Origin of the sequence: Elioraea sp. (assembly GCF_022842375.1) — a bacterium.
Classification (GTDB): domain Bacteria; phylum Pseudomonadota; class Alphaproteobacteria; order Acetobacterales; family Acetobacteraceae; genus Elioraea_A.
In genome coordinates this window covers 1-14,887 of the sequence record NZ_JALHPR010000021.1, presented here as the reverse complement: position 1 = coordinate 14,887, position 14,887 = coordinate 1, and the positions used below count along the sequence as shown (strand labels likewise).

The window sequence follows — 14,887 nt, the reverse complement described above, 5'->3', positions numbered from 1 at the left end:
TCGCCGTCACGACCCGTGGGTCGCGACGTCGACGCGGCTGTAGAGGTTCTCGCGCAGGATGCGCTTGAGCGCGGCGGCGTCCTTCCGGTCAACGCCCTGCATCAGGCCCTGCCACTTCGCAACCGTCGCCTCGAAGCGCTGCACGAGGCCCTGCGGATCGCGCAGGCGGAAGCGTTCCGTTCCCTCGCGGATCGCGGTGTCGCGCGCGATCGTGGTGTTGAAGGTGGTGAGGTGCTGCTGCAGGTCCGCGCCCGGGCGGATGACGGCAACGCCCTTGGCCGGGGCCTCGGCGATCGCCCCGTCGCTCTCGGTCTGGTAGGCGATGGCGGTGTCGACGATCGCATCCGAGATGCTGTCGAGCAGCGCGCGGCGGTTGGCAGCGCTCAGCCTCTGCCACGCCTGGCCGTTCATCGCATACTGCCAGCCGGCGAAGTACGAGCCGAGGTCGATCATCGTCACGTGCTTGGCGACATCCCAGAGCGAGCGTGAGCGGAGGTCGTTGCCCGCATTGGCCGCGCAGTCGAGCTGGCCCTTCTCCAGCCCCGTGAACATCTCTGTCGAGGGAACGTTCACCGGCACCGCGCCGACGCTGCGCGCCCACTCGGCATGGATCGCGCCGGGCATGCGGATGCGCTTGCCGCGGATGTCGGCGAGGCTTTCCACCTTGGTGCGGCACATCAGGATGTAGGGAGGCGTGGCATAGCCGCCGAGGAACACGATGCGGTGGCGCTTGAACATCTCCTTCATCGCCGGATCGTTCAGGTAGAAATCGCTCACCGCTGCCGAGATCACCATGTTGTCCTGCAGCGCGATGCCGAGGACGGCGAGGACATTGTCCTCCGGCAGGTCGGACGGCGTGTAGGTGCCGGCGTGGTAGGTCATCTGCGCGATGCCGTCGCGCAGGCCGGAGAGATGCGCGCCGGGCGGCAGCAGCGCCGTGCCGGTGAAGACGCGAAGCCTGAGCTGGCCGTTCGAAGCGGCCTCGAGCGGCTTGACGAGGTCGAGATAGCCCTGGCGCGTCAGCGGGTGGCTGTCGGGGAACCAGATCGATCCGATGATCTCTGTCTGCGCCGCGGCGGGGCCGGCGGCTGAGAACAATCCAGCGGCAACCAGCGCCGCGCCCATGAGCTTCCGCATCCCACGTCTCCCGTTGCATTGCCCCCGCGCGGACCGTTCCGGCCGCGCGTGGCAAGTCTGACGGGGCGTGAAAACGCGTGCAAGGATTTTCAGGCCGTCCCCGGTCAGTAGACGGCTGGCGTGACGACCCAGAGCACCTCGCACGGTGCATCGCCGATGCACCAAAAGCGATGCGGCGCGCGCGAGTGGAATGCGAAACTGTCGCCGGGGCCGAGTTCATGCTCGCGCCCCCCGAGCGACAACCCGAAGCGGCCAGCGAGCACCGTGCCGCATTTTGCCCCGTCTGGCGCATCTGTCCCGAGCGGGCCGGAGCCGCCACCGGGCTCAAGCACGATGCGCATCATCTGGATGCCGGGAACGCTGTCGGGCGTCATCAGCTCCTTCGACATGCCCTTGGCGCCGAAATCGAGCCCGCGCCGCGCACCGGCGCGCACGATCGGCCCCTCCTCCCCATCCCCGCTCGCCTCGCCATCGAACAGCCAGCCGATCGGCATCTCGAGCGCACGGCAGATCTGCTTCAGCACCTGCGGCGAGGGTGTGGAGAGTCCGCGCTCGATCTCGCTGAGCAGGCCGATCGAGATTCCGGAACGTTCCGCCACGCGCTGCAACGAGAAGGCGCGGATCTTACGCCGCCAGCGCAGCTTCTGGCCGACGGCGCCGAGTTTCTGCGCGGCCGTGGCCTGGTCGGTCTCCTCGAGGTCGAGCGGCATCGCGGGCCTCAACTCCGCTGTGGCGAGAGGGGCGACGCGCGTCACCCCCTCCCTCATGCCACGCGATCGCCCGTGCGGTCGAGCCTTCCCGTATCGCCGTGCCGCTTGGCAAGCGGGTGCGCCAGGGCGCAGCATGACCGCGTGCGCATCCTCATCCTGCTCCTAACGCTCCTCCTTGCCGCGCCATCCGGTGCGCGCGAGCCTGTTCACGCAGCGCGGCAGATGGTCGCTGCCGCCCACCCGCTTGCGGCCGAGGCTGGCCGCGCGGTGCTGCGCCAGGGTGGCTCTGCCATCGACGCCGCCGTCGCGGCACAGGCGGTGCTAGGACTTGTCGAGCCGCAATCGTCCGGCATCGGTGGCGGGGCGTTCATCCTGCACTGGACGGCAGCGACGCGGGACATCGCGGCATGGGACGGGCGGGAGACCGCACCTGCCCTCGCCACGCCTGGCCTGTTCCTCCGCCCCGATGGAACCGTCATGGCGTTCCACGAGGCTGCCGTCGGCGGCCGTGCGGTCGGTGTACCAGGGGCCGTCGCGGCACTGGAAGCAGCGCATCGCGCGCATGGACGGTTGCCGTGGGCCGATCTTTTTCGCGATGCCATTGCGCTCGCCACCGTCGGCTTCCCCGTCTCGCCGCGACTTGCTGCGGCGATCGCGGCTGACCGCGAGCGCCTGTCGCGCGATACCGCAGCGCGGGCATACTTCCTCGATCCCGCCGGCGCGCCCTGGCCGCCGGGGCATGTCCTGCGCAACCCGGCCTACGCCGAGACGCTGGAGGCGATCGCGGCGCGCGGCGCCGCGGCGCTGTCGTCCGGTCCCGTCGCCCTCGCGATCATCACGGCCGTGCAGGGTGCTGCGTGGAACCCGGGCGTGATGTCTGATGCCGATCTTGCCGCCTATCGCGCGGTGCGGCGCGAAGCGGTGTGCCACGCCTACCGCGTGTGGCGCATCTGCGGCATGGGGCCGCCATCCTCGGGCGGCATCGCGGTCGGGCAGATCCTGGGCCTGCTGGGTCATTTCGATATGGCAAGCCTCGATCCACGCGGCGCCGATGCCGCGCACCTGATCGCCGAAGCCTCGCGCCGTGCCTTCGCCGACCGCAACCACTACGTCGCCGATGCTGATCACGTGCGCGTGCCGGTGCGCGGGCTGCTCGACCCTGCCTACCTCACCGCCCGCGCCCAGGGCATCGACCGTGATCGTGCGACGATGGCGCCTGCCGCCGGCAACCCACCCTGGCGCGATGCCGGGCACGCCGCACCCGATGCGCAGGTCAGCGCGCATGGCACGAGCCACATCGCCATCGTCGACGCTGCCGGCAACGCCGTGTCGATGACCACGACGGTGGAGGATGCCTTCGGCGCGCGGGTGATGGCAGCCGGGTTCCTGCTGAACAACCAGCTCACCGATTTCTCGTTCCGCCCCGAGATCGACGGCAGGCCCGTCGCCAACCGGGTCGCACCGGGCAAGCGACCACGGAGCTCGATGGCGCCGACGCTGGTGTTCGATGCATCGGGCGCACTCGTGGCCATCGTCGGCTCGCCCGGCGGGGCGAGGATCATCGGCTATGTCGCCCAGACGCTCATCGCCATCCTCGACTGGCGGATGGACCCGCAGGCGGCGATCGCCCTGCCGCGCATCGGCACGGTCGGTGGCGACACCGAGCTCGAGGCCGGCACCGACGCGGCCGCCCTCGCACCCGCCCTCGCCGCACGTGGCCACCGCGTTGCGGTCCGCGAGATGACGAGCGGCCTGCAGGCGATCGCCCGCACGCCAACGGGCTGGATCGGCGGGGCGGACCCCCGCCGCGAGGGCGTCGCGCTCGGCGACTAGACCGTGTCTAGTCTGGCCAGGAGAGCAGGCGCGAGAAGCGACGCTCGCGGCGCGCGGAGGCAGGCTCGCGGTTGCTGCCTGGCCCCGAGCGCGCGGCATCGAGTTCCGCCACGATCCTGTCCGCCACGACCGCCGCCTCGCCAGGGTGCAGGTTGCACGGATCGAGGAAGAAGTAGCCGTGCTCGACCTCATGGTCGCGCACGATCACCGGGGGCGCACCGGAGGCCAAGCGGTCGGCGAGTTCCCAGGCAGTGATGCGCGCCGTGGACGGATCGACGGACAGCTTCAGGCGGTCGAGCGGGTTGTGCGTCGGGTCTGGTTCGAGCGCGACATGCACGCCCGGCAGCGCGCCGAACCGCGCGCGCCAATGATCGAGCGCTGCCTGCTCGGTCCGCCGCACGCCGGCATGGTCGCGCCGTTCCCACGCCTCGAGGGCGGCGATGGTACCGAGGATGCTCTCCTTGCCCACCTTCATGCCGCGGCCGATTCCCATGTTCTGCAGGAACGTCGCGCGCACCAGGTCCTTCCGGCCGGCGACGATGCCCGCCGTCGGCCCGCCCATGAACTTGTGCGCCGAATAGCAGACGAGATCGGCGCCGGCGGCGAGGAAGCCGCGCAGGTCATACTCGCTCGCGGCATCGACGATCACCGGAACGTTCCGCTCATGGCAGATTGCCGCGAACTCGGCGAGCGGCAGCTGGCCGTAGCCGACGCAATGGTGGCTCACGACAAACATCGCCGCGGCGGTGGCATCGTCGAGCGCGGCGCGGAGCTGGTAGGGGCGCACATCCGTCGCCTGGCCGAAGGGAACCACCGTGGCGCCAGCGAGCCTGATCGCCTGCTCCACCGGCGCGCCGTAACCCACCATGTGGCCGAGCATGATCGGCACGCGGTGGCGCATGCCGGCTGGGTTCGGCAGCTGCTCGATGCGCGCCAGATCGGCCCCCGTCATCGCCGCGGCGACCGTGAGCGAGACGCCGGCCGAGCAGCTTGCGGTGACGAAGCCTGCCTCGGCGCCCGTGAGCCGCGCGATCGCGCGCGAGGCGTGGCGGTGCAGGTCGTTGATCTCGACGAACTCGGGCAGGATCGCGGTGGTCGCGGCCACCGCCTCCGGCACGACGATGGAGGCGCCGAGCGCCGTCATGGTCCCCGAGACGTTGATGATCGGGCGCAGCCCGATGCGTTCGCGGATGCCGCTGCGCGGCGCGATCTCGTTCATGGGCTACTCCGTTCTGAGCTCGATCCGGCGCAGGAAGCGCCGCAGGCGATCCGATTGCGGGTTGGCGAGCACCTCGCGTGGATTGCCGGATTCGGCGATCCGCCCGGCATCCATGAACACCACGCGGTGTCCGGCATCACGCGCGAAGCTCATCTCGTGGGTGACCATCAACATCGTCATCCCCTCGCGCGCCAAGCCGCGGACGACATCGAGAACCTCGCCCACGAGCTCCGGGTCGAGTGCCGAGGTGATCTCGTCGAGCAGCAGCAGCTTCGGCTCCATCGCCACGGCGCGGGCGATGCCGACGCGCTGCTGCTGCCCGCCGGAAAGCTGGCTCGGCAGATGGTCCATCCTGTCGGCGAGGCCGACGCGCGTGAGCCAGTGTTCGGCCCTTGCCCGCGCCTCCTGCTTGCCCAGCCCGCGCGTGACGCGAAGCCCGAGGGCGACGTTCTCGCGCGCCGTCAGGTGCGGGAACAGGTTGAACAGCTGGAACACCATGCCGATGTCGGCGCGGATCGCCGACAGCGCGTGATCGGACCGCCGCACGCCACTGTTCGGCGCGGTGTACGCGACCTCAGTGCCGTCGAGCACGATCGAGCCCGTCTCGTACGGCACGAGTGCGTTGACGCAGCGCAGCAGCGTCGTCTTGCCCGATCCCGACGCACCGATGACGACAAGCACCTCGCCACGCGCGACATCGAGGTCGATGCCGTCAAGCACGGTTGTTTCACCGAAGCGCTTGACGAGGCCGCGGATCGCGAGGACGGGCGGTGCCTCGACGGGGGGGCTCATGCCGCCACCGTGGCGGCGAAGCGCGCCTCGAGCCTGCGGCTCGCGATCGAGAGCGTGGCGTTGACGGCGATGTAGATCGCCGCACCGAGGATGTAGAGGGGCATGGGCTCGAAGGTCCGTCCGATCACCTGCTGGATCGCCATCATGAGGTCAACCACGCCGACGAGGCTGACGAGCGCGCTTCCCTTCACGCTGTCGGTCACGGCGTTGATCCAGGGCGGCAGGAAGCGTCGTACCGCCTGGGGAAAGATCACGTAGCGGAGGCGGTTGGCGAAGGTGAGCCCGATCGTCTTGGCCGCTTCCATCTGGCCCGGATGGATCGAGCCGATCGCCCCGCGCACGATCTCGATCACGTGCCCCGTCTTGAACAGCGTGAGCGCCGCGACGGCCGCCCAGAACGGCGAGAGGGAGAGGCCGAGCGCCGGCAGGCCGTAGTACACGGTGAAGATCAGGACGATGAGCGGGATGGCGCGCGCGGTATCGGCGAAGACACGGATCGGCAGGCCGAGCCAGCGCGGTCCGAAGGCGAGTGCCGTGCCGAGCAGCAGGCCAATGACGAGGGACCCGGCAACCACGAGGCCGGAGACGGCGAGCGTCAGCACGAAGCCCTGCCAGAGGAACGGCAGCGCGTAGACCATCGCCGCGATCATCGGGCCAGCTCCATCAATTCGGCCTCACGATGGCATAGCGCCGTTCGACCAGCCTGAGGGCGGCAAGGATGATCCAGCCGGTGACGAGATAGATCGGCGTCAGCAGTGCGTAGATCTCGAGGATGCGGAAGGTGTTGAAGTTGATCCACTGCGCCCCGTGCGTCAGTTCCGGCACGGCAATGACGCTGCCCAGCGCCGTGTCCTTGAACAGCGAGACATAGGCGTTGGAAAGGGCCGGAAGGCTGACGCGGAATGCCGTCGGCAACCGCACGTGGATGAGGTTGCGCATGGGCGTGAGCCCGATCGCGCGGCCGGCATCGACAACGCCCGGCGGCACGGCATCAAGGCCGGCGCGGAACACCTCGACGAGCTGCGCACCGGCATAGAGGGCGAGCGTGCCGATGAAGCTCGTCGTCGCGTCATAGGCGAAGCCGCCGACGGACGGGATTCCGTAGAACACGAGATAGACGAGCAGCAGGAGCGGCGTGTTGCGGATGAACTCGACATAGCCAGCGATCGCCATGCGCGTGATGCGCCGCCCATCGGTGTAGGCGACGGCGAGCACGACACCGATGAGCATGCCGATGCCAAGGCTTGCCAGTGCGATCTGCAGCGACAGGCCAAGGCCCCACCAGAGGCGCCAGGCATGCCGCCACACGATCGTGAAATTGAAGTGGTAGTCCACTGCTCCGGTTGGTCCCGCGCCCCGAGGCTAGATCGGCGGGAAACCGGGCGTGCGGCGCCGCGGCTCGATGCCGAAGAAATCGCTCATCGCAGCGTCGTAGGCCTCGCTGACATGGCCGAACATGTTCACGTTGAACACGGCATTGACGAAGTTCAGCCAGTCGGGGTCGGACTGGCGCATCGCCGCCCCATAGAGCTGGCTGCGGAACGAGTGCCCGGCATCGATGTAGCGATCGGGCGTGCGCTTGACGAGCCAGCGGACGGTGGAGAGATCGACCACCGCCGTGTCGGCGCGCCCTGCCTCCATCGCCTGGATCACGTTCGCCTGGGTGTCGAGCTGCATTACCTGCGCCTGGGGCAGTGCGTCCTTCACCAGCGCATCCGCGCCGGCATTCTGCAGCACGCTTGCGCGCGCCGTGCTGCCCGCGGCGCGAAGCTCGGCGAAGGTCTTGAAGCGGCTGCGCGCGCTTGTCAGCAGCGCAACGCCTTCGGCGTAGTAGGGCCTGCTGAAGGCGACGAGCTGCGCGCGCTGCGGGTTCATCGTCATGAACTGGATGACGATGTCGACGCGGCCGGTGTTGATGTTGGGAATGCGCTGGGCAGGGTCCTGCCGCACGAACTCGACCTTCGCCGGATCGTCGAACAGGCCGGCGGCGAGGATGCGCGCCATGGCGATGTCCATGCCGCTGAGCTGGCCCCTGTCATCCTCGAAATGCCAGGGCGCATTCGTGCTGCCCGTGCCGACGATCAGTCGCCCGCGGCTGATCACCGTGCGCAGCAGGCTCTCGCGCGGGGCCTGCGCAGCGGCGCGTTCCGCCGTCGCTGCCATGCCGGCGAAGGCGGCAGCGCCAAGCGTCGCCGCGCCGAGGGCCGTGAAGGCGCCGCGTCGGCCAGGAATTGCCTCTCCGCCCGGTGCCGCGGCGTCCATACGATCGTTGCTGTCGGTCATGTCCTGTTTCCCCGCTCCCGTTCCGGCCGCGCCACCATGGCAACGGCCCTACCCCCGCGTCGCGATGATCACTGAATTGCTTCTGGCCCCGGTCCATTGCGGGGCCGCGATGGACGCGGCCACATGTTTGTCGGTTCAGTCGTTGCGACGATGTTCACATGCCACTAGCCTCACCCGCAATAGCGGAGCATATTCCGCAACTGCGGAAGCATCGGGGAGGGGATCCATGGCTGCCAGAGCCGGCCACGCGCCGCTGCGCAGGCGGACGAGCGGCATCGACCGCGCCTTCCAGGTGCTCGACCATCTGACCCAGTGCGGCGCTCCGGCCACCGCCTATGACATCGCGCGCGCCATCGGCGCGCCCACCTCGACCGTGTACGACGTGATCGACACACTGCTCGCCAAGGGGGCGCTGGTGCGCGGCGATGACGACGGCCGCGTCTTCCTCGGGCCTCGGCTGCATTTCTACGGCCTCGCCTATGCACGCGAACTGAGCCTGAGCGGCGTTCTCGCCGATGCGATCCGGGCGCTGAGCCGTGAAACGGGCGAAACGGTGCAGGTCTGCGTGCGCGATGGCGACATGATGGTGGTGCAGATGATGGCGGCCGGCACGCGGGTATTCCGCATCGGCTCGGATATCGGCACGCGCGTGCCGCTGAACTGGACGGCATCGGGAAGGCTGCTGCTCGCCCCGCTCGGGGAGGCGGAGCGTGCGGCCCTTCTCGCCCGCGCCCGCCCCTCGCCCACCGGAAGGGCCGAGACCGACCCAAGACGGCTTGGCGAGGCGGCGGAGGCTGCCTGGCGCACCAGGCTCGCCATCCAGGTCAGCGAGGCGGACGAGGACGTCGCCTGCATCGCCGCACCCGTGCGCGATGCGGCCGGCGCCTGCCCGGCCACGATCAGCATCGTTGTTCCCGGTACGCGGGCGGATGAGCGTGTCGATGCGCTGGCCGAGGCCGTACGGCGTGCAGCGTCGGAGGTCGAGCTCGCCATGGGCTGGCACCATCCGGTGTTCGCCTCCCCACGCGCCCTGGCCAGGGACCAGGCAGCGTGAGCGCGCGTGAAGGCGCCGAGGCACGGCTTGCCCGCCTCGGGCTGGCGCTGCCGCCGCCGCCGCCGCCGATCGCCCGGTTCCTGACGCATCGCCGCGCCGGTGATCTCCTGTTCCTCTCGGGCCAGGGGCCGCTCGGGCCTGACGGCAGGTTCCACGAAGGCCAGGTCGGAAGCGAGGTGACGGTCGCCGAGGCCTATGCGCATGCGCGCCTGACGGGGCTCAACCTGCTCGCCGTCATGCGCGCCGCACTCGGCTCGCTCGACAATGTCGCCGCGATCGTGAAGCTTCTCGGCATGGTGAACGCAGCACCCGGGTTCCGCGACCATCCAGCCGTCATCAACGGCTGCTCCGACCTTTTCGCCGATGTGTTCGGCGAGGCGGGGATGCATGCGCGCTCCGCCGTGGGCATGGCCTCGCTGCCGAACAACATCAGCGTCGAAATCGAGGCGATCGTCGCGGTGCGGCCATGATCACGTTGGTCGGATCGATACGACACGAGAACAGGAAGGACTTCCATGGCGTTTGATCTGATCCTCGCGGGCGGGCATGTGATCGACCCCTCGCAGAACATCGACGGCATCGCCGACGTCGCCTTCGCCGGCGGCAAGGTGGCAGCGGTCGGGCGCAACCTGCAGCGCGCCAATGCGGCCTCCGTCCGCGATGTCACGGGCCACATCGTCACGCCCGGGCTGATCGATCTGCACACCCATGTCTATGTCCACGGCACCTCGCTCGGCATCGACGCCGATGAGTTCTGCCGGACCTCCGGCGTGACCACGGCGGTCGATACCGGCAGCGCCGGCCCGGGCAACTTCGCCGGCTTCCGCAAGCACGTGATCGAGCACGCCCAGTCGCGCATCCTCGCCTATCTCCACGTCTCGCATGCCGGCATCTACGGCTTCTCAGAGCGCGTGATGGTCGGCGAGAGCGAGGAGATGCGCCTGATGAACCCGATCGAGGCGGTCGAGGTGGCAGATGCCAACCGCGACGTCATCGTTGGCATCAAGGTGCGCGTGGGCAAGCACTCGTCCGGCACATCAGGTGTCGCGCCGCTCGACATCGCGCTGCAGGTCGCCGAGGAGGTCGCCATGCCGCTGATGGCGCATATCGACCATCCCCCGCCGTCCTACGAGGAGGTCGTGAGCCGTCTTCGCCCCGGCGACATCCTGACGCACGCGTTCCGCCCCTTCCCCAACGCGCCCGTCACGCCGCAGGGCACGGTGAAGCAGGTGGTGCTGGCGGCCCGTGACCGCGGCGTGCTGTTCGACATCGGCCACGGCAAGGGCTCGTTCTCGTTCAAGGTGGCGCGCGCGATGCTGGCCAACGGTTTCATGGCCGATACGATCTCGTCGGACGTGCACACGCTCTGCATCAACGGCCCTGCCTTCGACCAGGTGACGACGCTGTCGAAGTTCCTCTGCCTCGGCGTGCCGCTTCCCGAGGTCATCGCCGCCACCACGGTGAATGCCGCGAAGGCGCTGAGGCGCACCGAGCTCGGCTCCCTGAGGCCAGGCAGCCCGGGCGACGCGACGATCCTGACGATCGCCGAGGGGCGGTTCGACTATGTCGACGTCGTCGGCGAGCATCTCGAGGGGGATCGGCGCATCATCTCCGATGCCGTCGTGCTCGGCGGCCGCTGGTGGCACACGCGCGAGGGCGTGTCGTTCCCCGAGACCATCTCCGCCTGACCACGCCTCGCTTTCCGCCCGCTCAACGCCCCTTCCCAGGACCCTGCCGAATGCGCACGCCCACCGCCCACCCGGCCCCCGGTATCATCGGCCACAACCGCACCATGCTGACGCCGCATTACTGCGTGTTCCCGCCCGAAGGCATCATGGACAGCCTGCTGCCCGGGTGGCCCGGCTGCATCATCCGCTTTCAGACCTCGCCGGCCATGGGCGCACGCTTCGCACAGGCGCTGCTCATCGCGCCAGCGGGGCACGGCAGCGCGGGAGCGCTCGATGATGGGCTCGAGCACTTCTTCTATGTGCAGCAAGGTGGCTTCACGCTGGCGGCCGATGGTTCCACGACCGCACTGATTCCAGGCAGCTTCGCCTACATTCCCGCCGGCATGGCGTATGCGCTCACTGCAACCGAGGGCGGCGAGGCGCGCGCGATCTGGGTGAAGCGCCCCTATGTCGGCGTTCCAGGCGTCGCACGCCCCGGCCTTCGCACCGGCCATCGCGACCAGGCCCCGCGCGAGGACAGTGGCCCGCGCTGGCGCCATTTCCTGATCGGCTTCAAGGACATGGCGATGGATTTCGAGATGAACATCATGTGCTACGCGCCCGGCGCGCATTTCTGGTGCATCGAGACGCACATCATGGAGCACGGCATGGTGATGTTGCAGGGCCAGGCGTTGCAGCTGCTCGGCCGAGACTGGCACGAGCTCTGGACCGGCGATTTCGTCTGGATGGGCCCTACCTGCCGCAGCAGATCTACGCGACCGGCACCGAGACGGTGGAATACCTGCTGTACAAGGACGTGAACCGCGACGTGACGTTCTGAGGCGAGAGTGCCCGCACGCTTGAGCGGGCGGCGCGCTACGGCATGTCGGCGTGCCCGAGGATGGCAGCGAGACGATCCGCCCAGGCCTCGACACCATCGCCGGTGGCAAGCAGGTCCTGCCGCACCTCGATCAGCGCTGCCGGGATGCCGCGCTGGTCCCCGTGAACCGGCACGGTGTAGTCCTCGTCCAGCGCGATCCGGTAGGGCTCATTGTCTCCGACCACGAGGGCCGGGTCGGCGCGCAGCGCGTCGCGCAGGCGCGCTCCCAGCGTGGTGGCGTCGCGATAAAGCACGCCGGCGTGCCAACTTCGGCGCACGCCGCGGAACACCGGCGTGAAGCTGTGCACACCGAGGATCGTGGTGCGCTGGCCCGCCGCGACGCGCGCGTCGAGGAAGCCGGCGATCCGGTCCTGGAACGGCGCGAAGTACGCGGCTTCCCGACGCGTGATCTCGTCGCGCGACAGCGCCTGGTTGCCGGGAATCAACGTGTCCTCGCTCCGCAAAGGGATGCTGGTCGCAGCGCCTGGCGGCCGGTTGCAGTCGATCAGCAGCCTGGAATAGCCGGACAGGAAGAGCGGCGCGTCCAGCAGCGCCGACAGCCGCCGCGCCAACGCCGCCGCGCCGATGTCCCACGCGATGTGGCGCAGCAGGTCCGCCGGGTCCAGGCCCAGCCCGGCATGGCTGTCGGGGATGTGGTTGGACGCGTGCTCGCAGATCAGCACGACCGGCGAACGCCCGCCCGCGTTCACCACGGTCACGGGCGGCGGGTGCATCACCGTCAGCCGACCACCTCGTCGGTGAAGACGCTGAAGCCCGACAGCGTGCAGGGGCCGAAGGTCGTCACGATCGCGACATCGGTCGCATCCCGCCCGCGCGCCATCAGGATGCGGCCGATGCGCGGCGTGTTGTTGCGGGCGTCGAACGTGTGCCAGCGGTCGTCGAGATAGACCTCGAACCAGGCGGCGAAATCCATCGGGCCATACGGCGGCGGCATGCCGATGTCGCCGAGGTAGCCGGTGCAGTAGCGCGCGGGGATGTTGAGGCAGCGGCAGAGCGTGACGGCGAGGTGCGCATAGTCGCGGCAGACGCCGCGCCGCTCCTCGAACGCCTCCGATGCAGTGCGCGTCGCGCGCGCATGCTCGTAGCCGAACGCGATGCGCTCATGCACGAAGTCGCAGATTGCCTGCACCATCGCCCAGCCCTTCGGCCCCTGGCCGAACAGCGACCAGGCCATGTCGGAGAGCCGGTCGGTGTCGCAGTAGCGGCTGCCGAGCAGGTAGATCAGCATCTCGTCGGGCAGTTCCTCGACCGGGCGCTGCCAGGCGGCAGGCGCCTGCACGTCGACGGTGCCCGGGTCCATCACGGTCAGCCGCGTCGAGATGGTCACCCGTCCGGCGGGTGCGACGATGCGGGAGCAGTGGTTGCCAAAGCCGTCGGTGTAGCCGCGGACGGGAATGGGCGGATCGAGGGCAAGCTCCGCCGGGCCGATGAGGTCGGGCATGCGCGAGGGATGGGGGCTGAGCACGAGTAGCATCGGCGTCGGTTGTGGGCAGTCGTAGATGATCTGGCAGCCGGCGGTGATCAGCATGACGAGTTCCTTGACGTAGAGGTCGGCTGCACGGTCACTCGGCGGCCGTGACGTCGACCTCGACGGTCATGCCGAGGCTGTCGGACGGAAAACCAATCCAGGTGCCGTGCAGCGGCAGGACGTGGCGATGGTCGCGCGCGACCGCCACCCGTATGAGGTCGCGGTTGCCGATGATGCCGTTGGTCGGATCAAGCTCGACCCAGCCGGCACCCGGAAGATAAACGCGCAGCCAGGCATGGGTTGCACCACCACCGAGACGCGAGCCCCCCCTCGGCACGTGCAGATAGCCCGACACGAAGCGGGCGGCGATGCCGAGCGAGCGAACAGCCTCGATCATCAGCACCGCGAAGTCGCGGCAGGTGCCGCTGTTCATCGCCAGCGTCTGCGCGGGCATCTGCACGCCGCGTTCCGGGCGGACGATGTAGGCGAAACGCTGGCGAATGGCGTTGGTCATGCCGGTCAACAGCTCGCGCGTGCCCGTCGGGCCATCCCGCCTCACGAACTGCCTGGCCCAGCGATCCACCTCGCGGTCCGGATCAGGGTATTGGCGCTCGATGGAGCGGGCCAGATCGGCCAGGTCATCGAGATCGTAGGAGAAGGGATAGGTCTCGGCATCCCGCTCCATGGGGTATTCGAGGGCATTGGTCGGCGTATGGTCCAGCCTGATGGTGCTGGCGACGCGGAGCTCGCGCGCGCGGCCCTCGAAGCGGGCGATCCCAACGCTGTTGCCGAACACGTCATGCAGCCAGCGCATGTCCACGGGCATTGGATCGATGTCGAGCCGCTCCTCGAGGATGCGCTGGTCGTGGCCCTCGCGGGGGCGGAGCATCATGCGGTGTTCGCCGAACGCGACCGGCTGGCGGTAGCGATAGATTGTCAGGTGTCGGATGGCGAGGATGGGGATGACGGTCGCTCCATACGGCAGCCTGGAGCAGCCCCCGCTGGACCGGACACGCGGCTGTGTGGGACGGCGTACGCGCGTCCAGGCTCGTTGATAGCACGTTCGGGTCACGCTGTGGCCGATCCTCGCCTCCGCCGCCCGTGGGCGACCGTCGCGGCCGAGGATCGTGGCGCGACGCCCAACGAACGCGTTGGGGCCACCGTCCCGGGTTCCGGCTATATGGAGCGGAGACGGGCCCAGGGGCTCCTGTCAGCGTGAGAGAGGGATCAGGAATGGACAAGGATGCGCTGGCCGCGTGGGCGATCTCGAACGGATGGCGGATCGTCGCCGGTCACCCGAGCCTGACCAAGCCTTCGTCACCGAAGGAGGCGATCGTTCGCATGGTGTTCAAGGCGACGGTCGTGACCGTCGAGGTCAAGAAACCGGCGGGGAAGTGGGAGAAGGTCGCCGGTGCCCCGTATGGCGCAGTCGAGCCCGATGAGGAGACGGGCCTTCCACGCGGCCTCGGCCTCGAGGCGATCCCCAGCATCAGGATGCTGATGCAGGAGAACAAGGACCGCATGGTCTTCGAGCGGATGCGCGGCCCGGCCGGGGCCTAGGGCAGCGCCCACGCGAGCGATGAAGCAGCGCTCGGCGTCAGCCCACGCACGCCGCTTGATGCTGTCGGCATTCCCGGGCGCGGCAGGCACAAGACGAATCATGCAGCGAATTCATGGAACTGTGCGGAATAGGGAAAGTGGCGTGTGACCCTGCCCCCTGGGGTGCCCTCGGTTTGAAGTAGGGTCCGTCGAAAGGGAGACGGACGATGCGGCGATCGCGGTTCACGCAGGAGCAGATCATTGGCGTGTTGAAGGAGCACCAG

Annotated in this window: 16 protein-coding genes; 6 read left to right on the top strand and 10 right to left on the bottom strand. The window is 69.0% G+C overall.

The window, feature by feature from the left end; genetic code table 11:
* Positions 1 to 6: 6 nt before the first annotated feature.
* On the bottom strand, positions 7 to 1,137 hold the full coding sequence (locus Q0C38_RS16445) for a C4-dicarboxylate TRAP transporter substrate-binding protein (protein WP_291298199.1): 1,131 nt from the start codon (positions 1,135 to 1,137) through the stop codon (positions 7 to 9).
* A 104-nt stretch (positions 1,138 to 1,241) separates the two neighbouring features.
* Positions 1,242 to 1,892, bottom strand: a complete 651-nt coding sequence (locus Q0C38_RS16440) for a helix-turn-helix domain-containing protein (protein WP_291298198.1) — start codon at positions 1,890 to 1,892, stop codon at positions 1,242 to 1,244.
* Between the two features lie 96 nt (positions 1,893 to 1,988).
* Here Q0C38_RS16440 and ggt point away from each other — a divergent pair, with 96 nt between their 5' ends.
* On the top strand, positions 1,989 to 3,680 hold the full coding sequence (gene ggt, locus Q0C38_RS16435; RefSeq protein WP_291298197.1) for a gamma-glutamyltransferase: 1,692 nt from the start codon (positions 1,989 to 1,991) through the stop codon (positions 3,678 to 3,680).
* A 7-nt stretch (positions 3,681 to 3,687) separates the two neighbouring features.
* Here the strand turns inward: ggt and Q0C38_RS16430 are convergent, their stop codons facing one another.
* Genes Q0C38_RS16430 through Q0C38_RS16410 form a run of 5 tightly spaced genes read right to left on the bottom strand, consistent with a single transcriptional unit; the run spans position 3,688 to position 7,974 of the window.
* Entirely contained in the window at positions 3,688 to 4,899 is a 1,212-nt protein-coding gene (locus Q0C38_RS16430) for an aminotransferase class V-fold PLP-dependent enzyme (RefSeq protein WP_291298196.1), read from the bottom strand.
* Positions 4,900 to 4,902: 3 nt separating this feature from the next.
* Positions 4,903 to 5,691: an amino acid ABC transporter ATP-binding protein gene (locus Q0C38_RS16425; RefSeq protein WP_291298195.1), complete on the bottom strand. Its 789-nt coding sequence runs from the start codon at positions 5,689 to 5,691 to the stop codon at positions 4,903 to 4,905.
* The gene (locus tag Q0C38_RS16420; protein ID WP_291298194.1) at positions 5,688 to 6,341 is read right to left on the bottom strand and encodes an amino acid ABC transporter permease; all 654 of its coding nucleotides are present in this window, start codon (positions 6,339 to 6,341) and stop codon (positions 5,688 to 5,690) included. Before Q0C38_RS16420 ends, Q0C38_RS16425 begins: the two co-directional genes overlap by 4 nt.
* 13 nt (positions 6,342 to 6,354) lie before the next feature.
* Positions 6,355 to 7,026, bottom strand: coding sequence for an amino acid ABC transporter permease (locus Q0C38_RS16415; protein ID WP_291298193.1), 672 nt, complete (start codon positions 7,024 to 7,026; stop codon positions 6,355 to 6,357).
* A gap of 27 nt (positions 7,027 to 7,053) precedes the next feature.
* Entirely contained in the window at positions 7,054 to 7,974 is a 921-nt protein-coding gene (locus Q0C38_RS16410) for a transporter substrate-binding domain-containing protein (RefSeq protein WP_291298192.1), read from the bottom strand.
* A gap of 226 nt (positions 7,975 to 8,200) precedes the next feature.
* On the opposite strand from Q0C38_RS16410, the gene Q0C38_RS16405 reads away from it, so the two are divergent.
* Genes Q0C38_RS16405 through allE form a run of 4 tightly spaced genes read left to right on the top strand, consistent with a single transcriptional unit; the run spans position 8,201 to position 11,516 of the window.
* Positions 8,201 to 9,028, top strand: a complete 828-nt coding sequence (locus Q0C38_RS16405) for an IclR family transcriptional regulator (protein ID WP_291298191.1) — start codon at positions 8,201 to 8,203, stop codon at positions 9,026 to 9,028.
* Positions 9,025 to 9,498 (top strand): RidA family protein, encoded by a 474-nt coding sequence (locus Q0C38_RS16400; protein WP_291298190.1) that lies wholly within the window; start codon positions 9,025 to 9,027, stop codon positions 9,496 to 9,498. The genes Q0C38_RS16405 and Q0C38_RS16400 overlap by 4 nt, the downstream gene beginning before the upstream one ends.
* A gap of 45 nt (positions 9,499 to 9,543) precedes the next feature.
* A complete protein-coding gene (locus tag Q0C38_RS16395) occupies positions 9,544 to 10,716 on the top strand; it encodes an amidohydrolase/deacetylase family metallohydrolase (RefSeq protein ID WP_291298189.1) in 1,173 nt (390 codons plus the stop codon).
* 50 nt (positions 10,717 to 10,766) lie between these two features.
* The gene (gene allE, locus Q0C38_RS16390) at positions 10,767 to 11,516 is read left to right on the top strand and encodes a (S)-ureidoglycine aminohydrolase (RefSeq protein ID WP_291298188.1); all 750 of its coding nucleotides are present in this window, start codon (positions 10,767 to 10,769) and stop codon (positions 11,514 to 11,516) included.
* Between the two features lie 55 nt (positions 11,517 to 11,571).
* Here the strand turns inward: allE and Q0C38_RS16385 are convergent, their stop codons facing one another.
* The 3 genes from Q0C38_RS16385 to Q0C38_RS16375 are packed head-to-tail and all read right to left on the bottom strand — an operon-like array spanning position 11,572 to position 14,013.
* Complete coding sequence (locus Q0C38_RS16385; protein WP_291298187.1) at positions 11,572 to 12,309, bottom strand: N-formylglutamate amidohydrolase; 738 nt, start codon at positions 12,307 to 12,309, stop codon at positions 11,572 to 11,574.
* A gap of 5 nt (positions 12,310 to 12,314) precedes the next feature.
* Positions 12,315 to 13,124, bottom strand: a complete 810-nt coding sequence (locus tag Q0C38_RS16380) for a transglutaminase family protein (protein WP_291298186.1) — start codon at positions 13,122 to 13,124, stop codon at positions 12,315 to 12,317.
* 34 nt (positions 13,125 to 13,158) lie between these two features.
* The gene (locus Q0C38_RS16375; protein ID WP_291298253.1) at positions 13,159 to 14,013 is read right to left on the bottom strand and encodes a transglutaminase family protein; all 855 of its coding nucleotides are present in this window, start codon (positions 14,011 to 14,013) and stop codon (positions 13,159 to 13,161) included.
* 284 nt (positions 14,014 to 14,297) lie between these two features.
* On the opposite strand from Q0C38_RS16375, the gene Q0C38_RS16370 reads away from it, so the two are divergent.
* On the top strand, positions 14,298 to 14,624 hold the full coding sequence (locus Q0C38_RS16370) for a hypothetical protein (RefSeq protein ID WP_291298185.1): 327 nt from the start codon (positions 14,298 to 14,300) through the stop codon (positions 14,622 to 14,624).
* Positions 14,625 to 14,887: the final 263 nt, after the last annotated feature.

Bases quoted from the DNA above. Each gene is read 5' to 3' on its own strand.
- Q0C38_RS16445 (WP_291298199.1), bottom strand. From the start codon at position 1,137: ATGCGGAAGCTCATGGGCGCGGCGCTGGTTGCCGCTGGATTGTTCTCA.
- Q0C38_RS16430 (WP_291298196.1), bottom strand. From the start codon at position 4,899: ATGAACGAGATCGCGCCGCGCAGCGGCATCCGCGAACGCATCGGGCTG.
- Q0C38_RS16425 (WP_291298195.1), bottom strand. From the start codon at position 5,691: ATGAGCCCCCCCGTCGAGGCACCGCCCGTCCTCGCGATCCGCGGCCTC.
- Q0C38_RS16420 (WP_291298194.1), bottom strand. From the start codon at position 6,341: ATGATCGCGGCGATGGTCTACGCGCTGCCGTTCCTCTGGCAGGGCTTC.
- Q0C38_RS16410 (WP_291298192.1), bottom strand. From the start codon at position 7,974: ATGACCGACAGCAACGATCGTATGGACGCCGCGGCACCGGGCGGAGAG.
- Q0C38_RS16405 (WP_291298191.1), top strand. From the start codon at position 8,201: ATGGCTGCCAGAGCCGGCCACGCGCCGCTGCGCAGGCGGACGAGCGGC.
- Q0C38_RS16395 (WP_291298189.1), top strand. From the start codon at position 9,544: ATGGCGTTTGATCTGATCCTCGCGGGCGGGCATGTGATCGACCCCTCG.
- allE (WP_291298188.1), top strand. From the start codon at position 10,767: ATGCGCACGCCCACCGCCCACCCGGCCCCCGGTATCATCGGCCACAAC.
- Q0C38_RS16385 (WP_291298187.1), bottom strand. From the start codon at position 12,309: ATGCACCCGCCGCCCGTGACCGTGGTGAACGCGGGCGGGCGTTCGCCG.
- Q0C38_RS16380 (WP_291298186.1), bottom strand. From the start codon at position 13,124: ATGCTGATCACCGCCGGCTGCCAGATCATCTACGACTGCCCACAACCG.
- Q0C38_RS16370 (WP_291298185.1), top strand. From the start codon at position 14,298: ATGGACAAGGATGCGCTGGCCGCGTGGGCGATCTCGAACGGATGGCGG.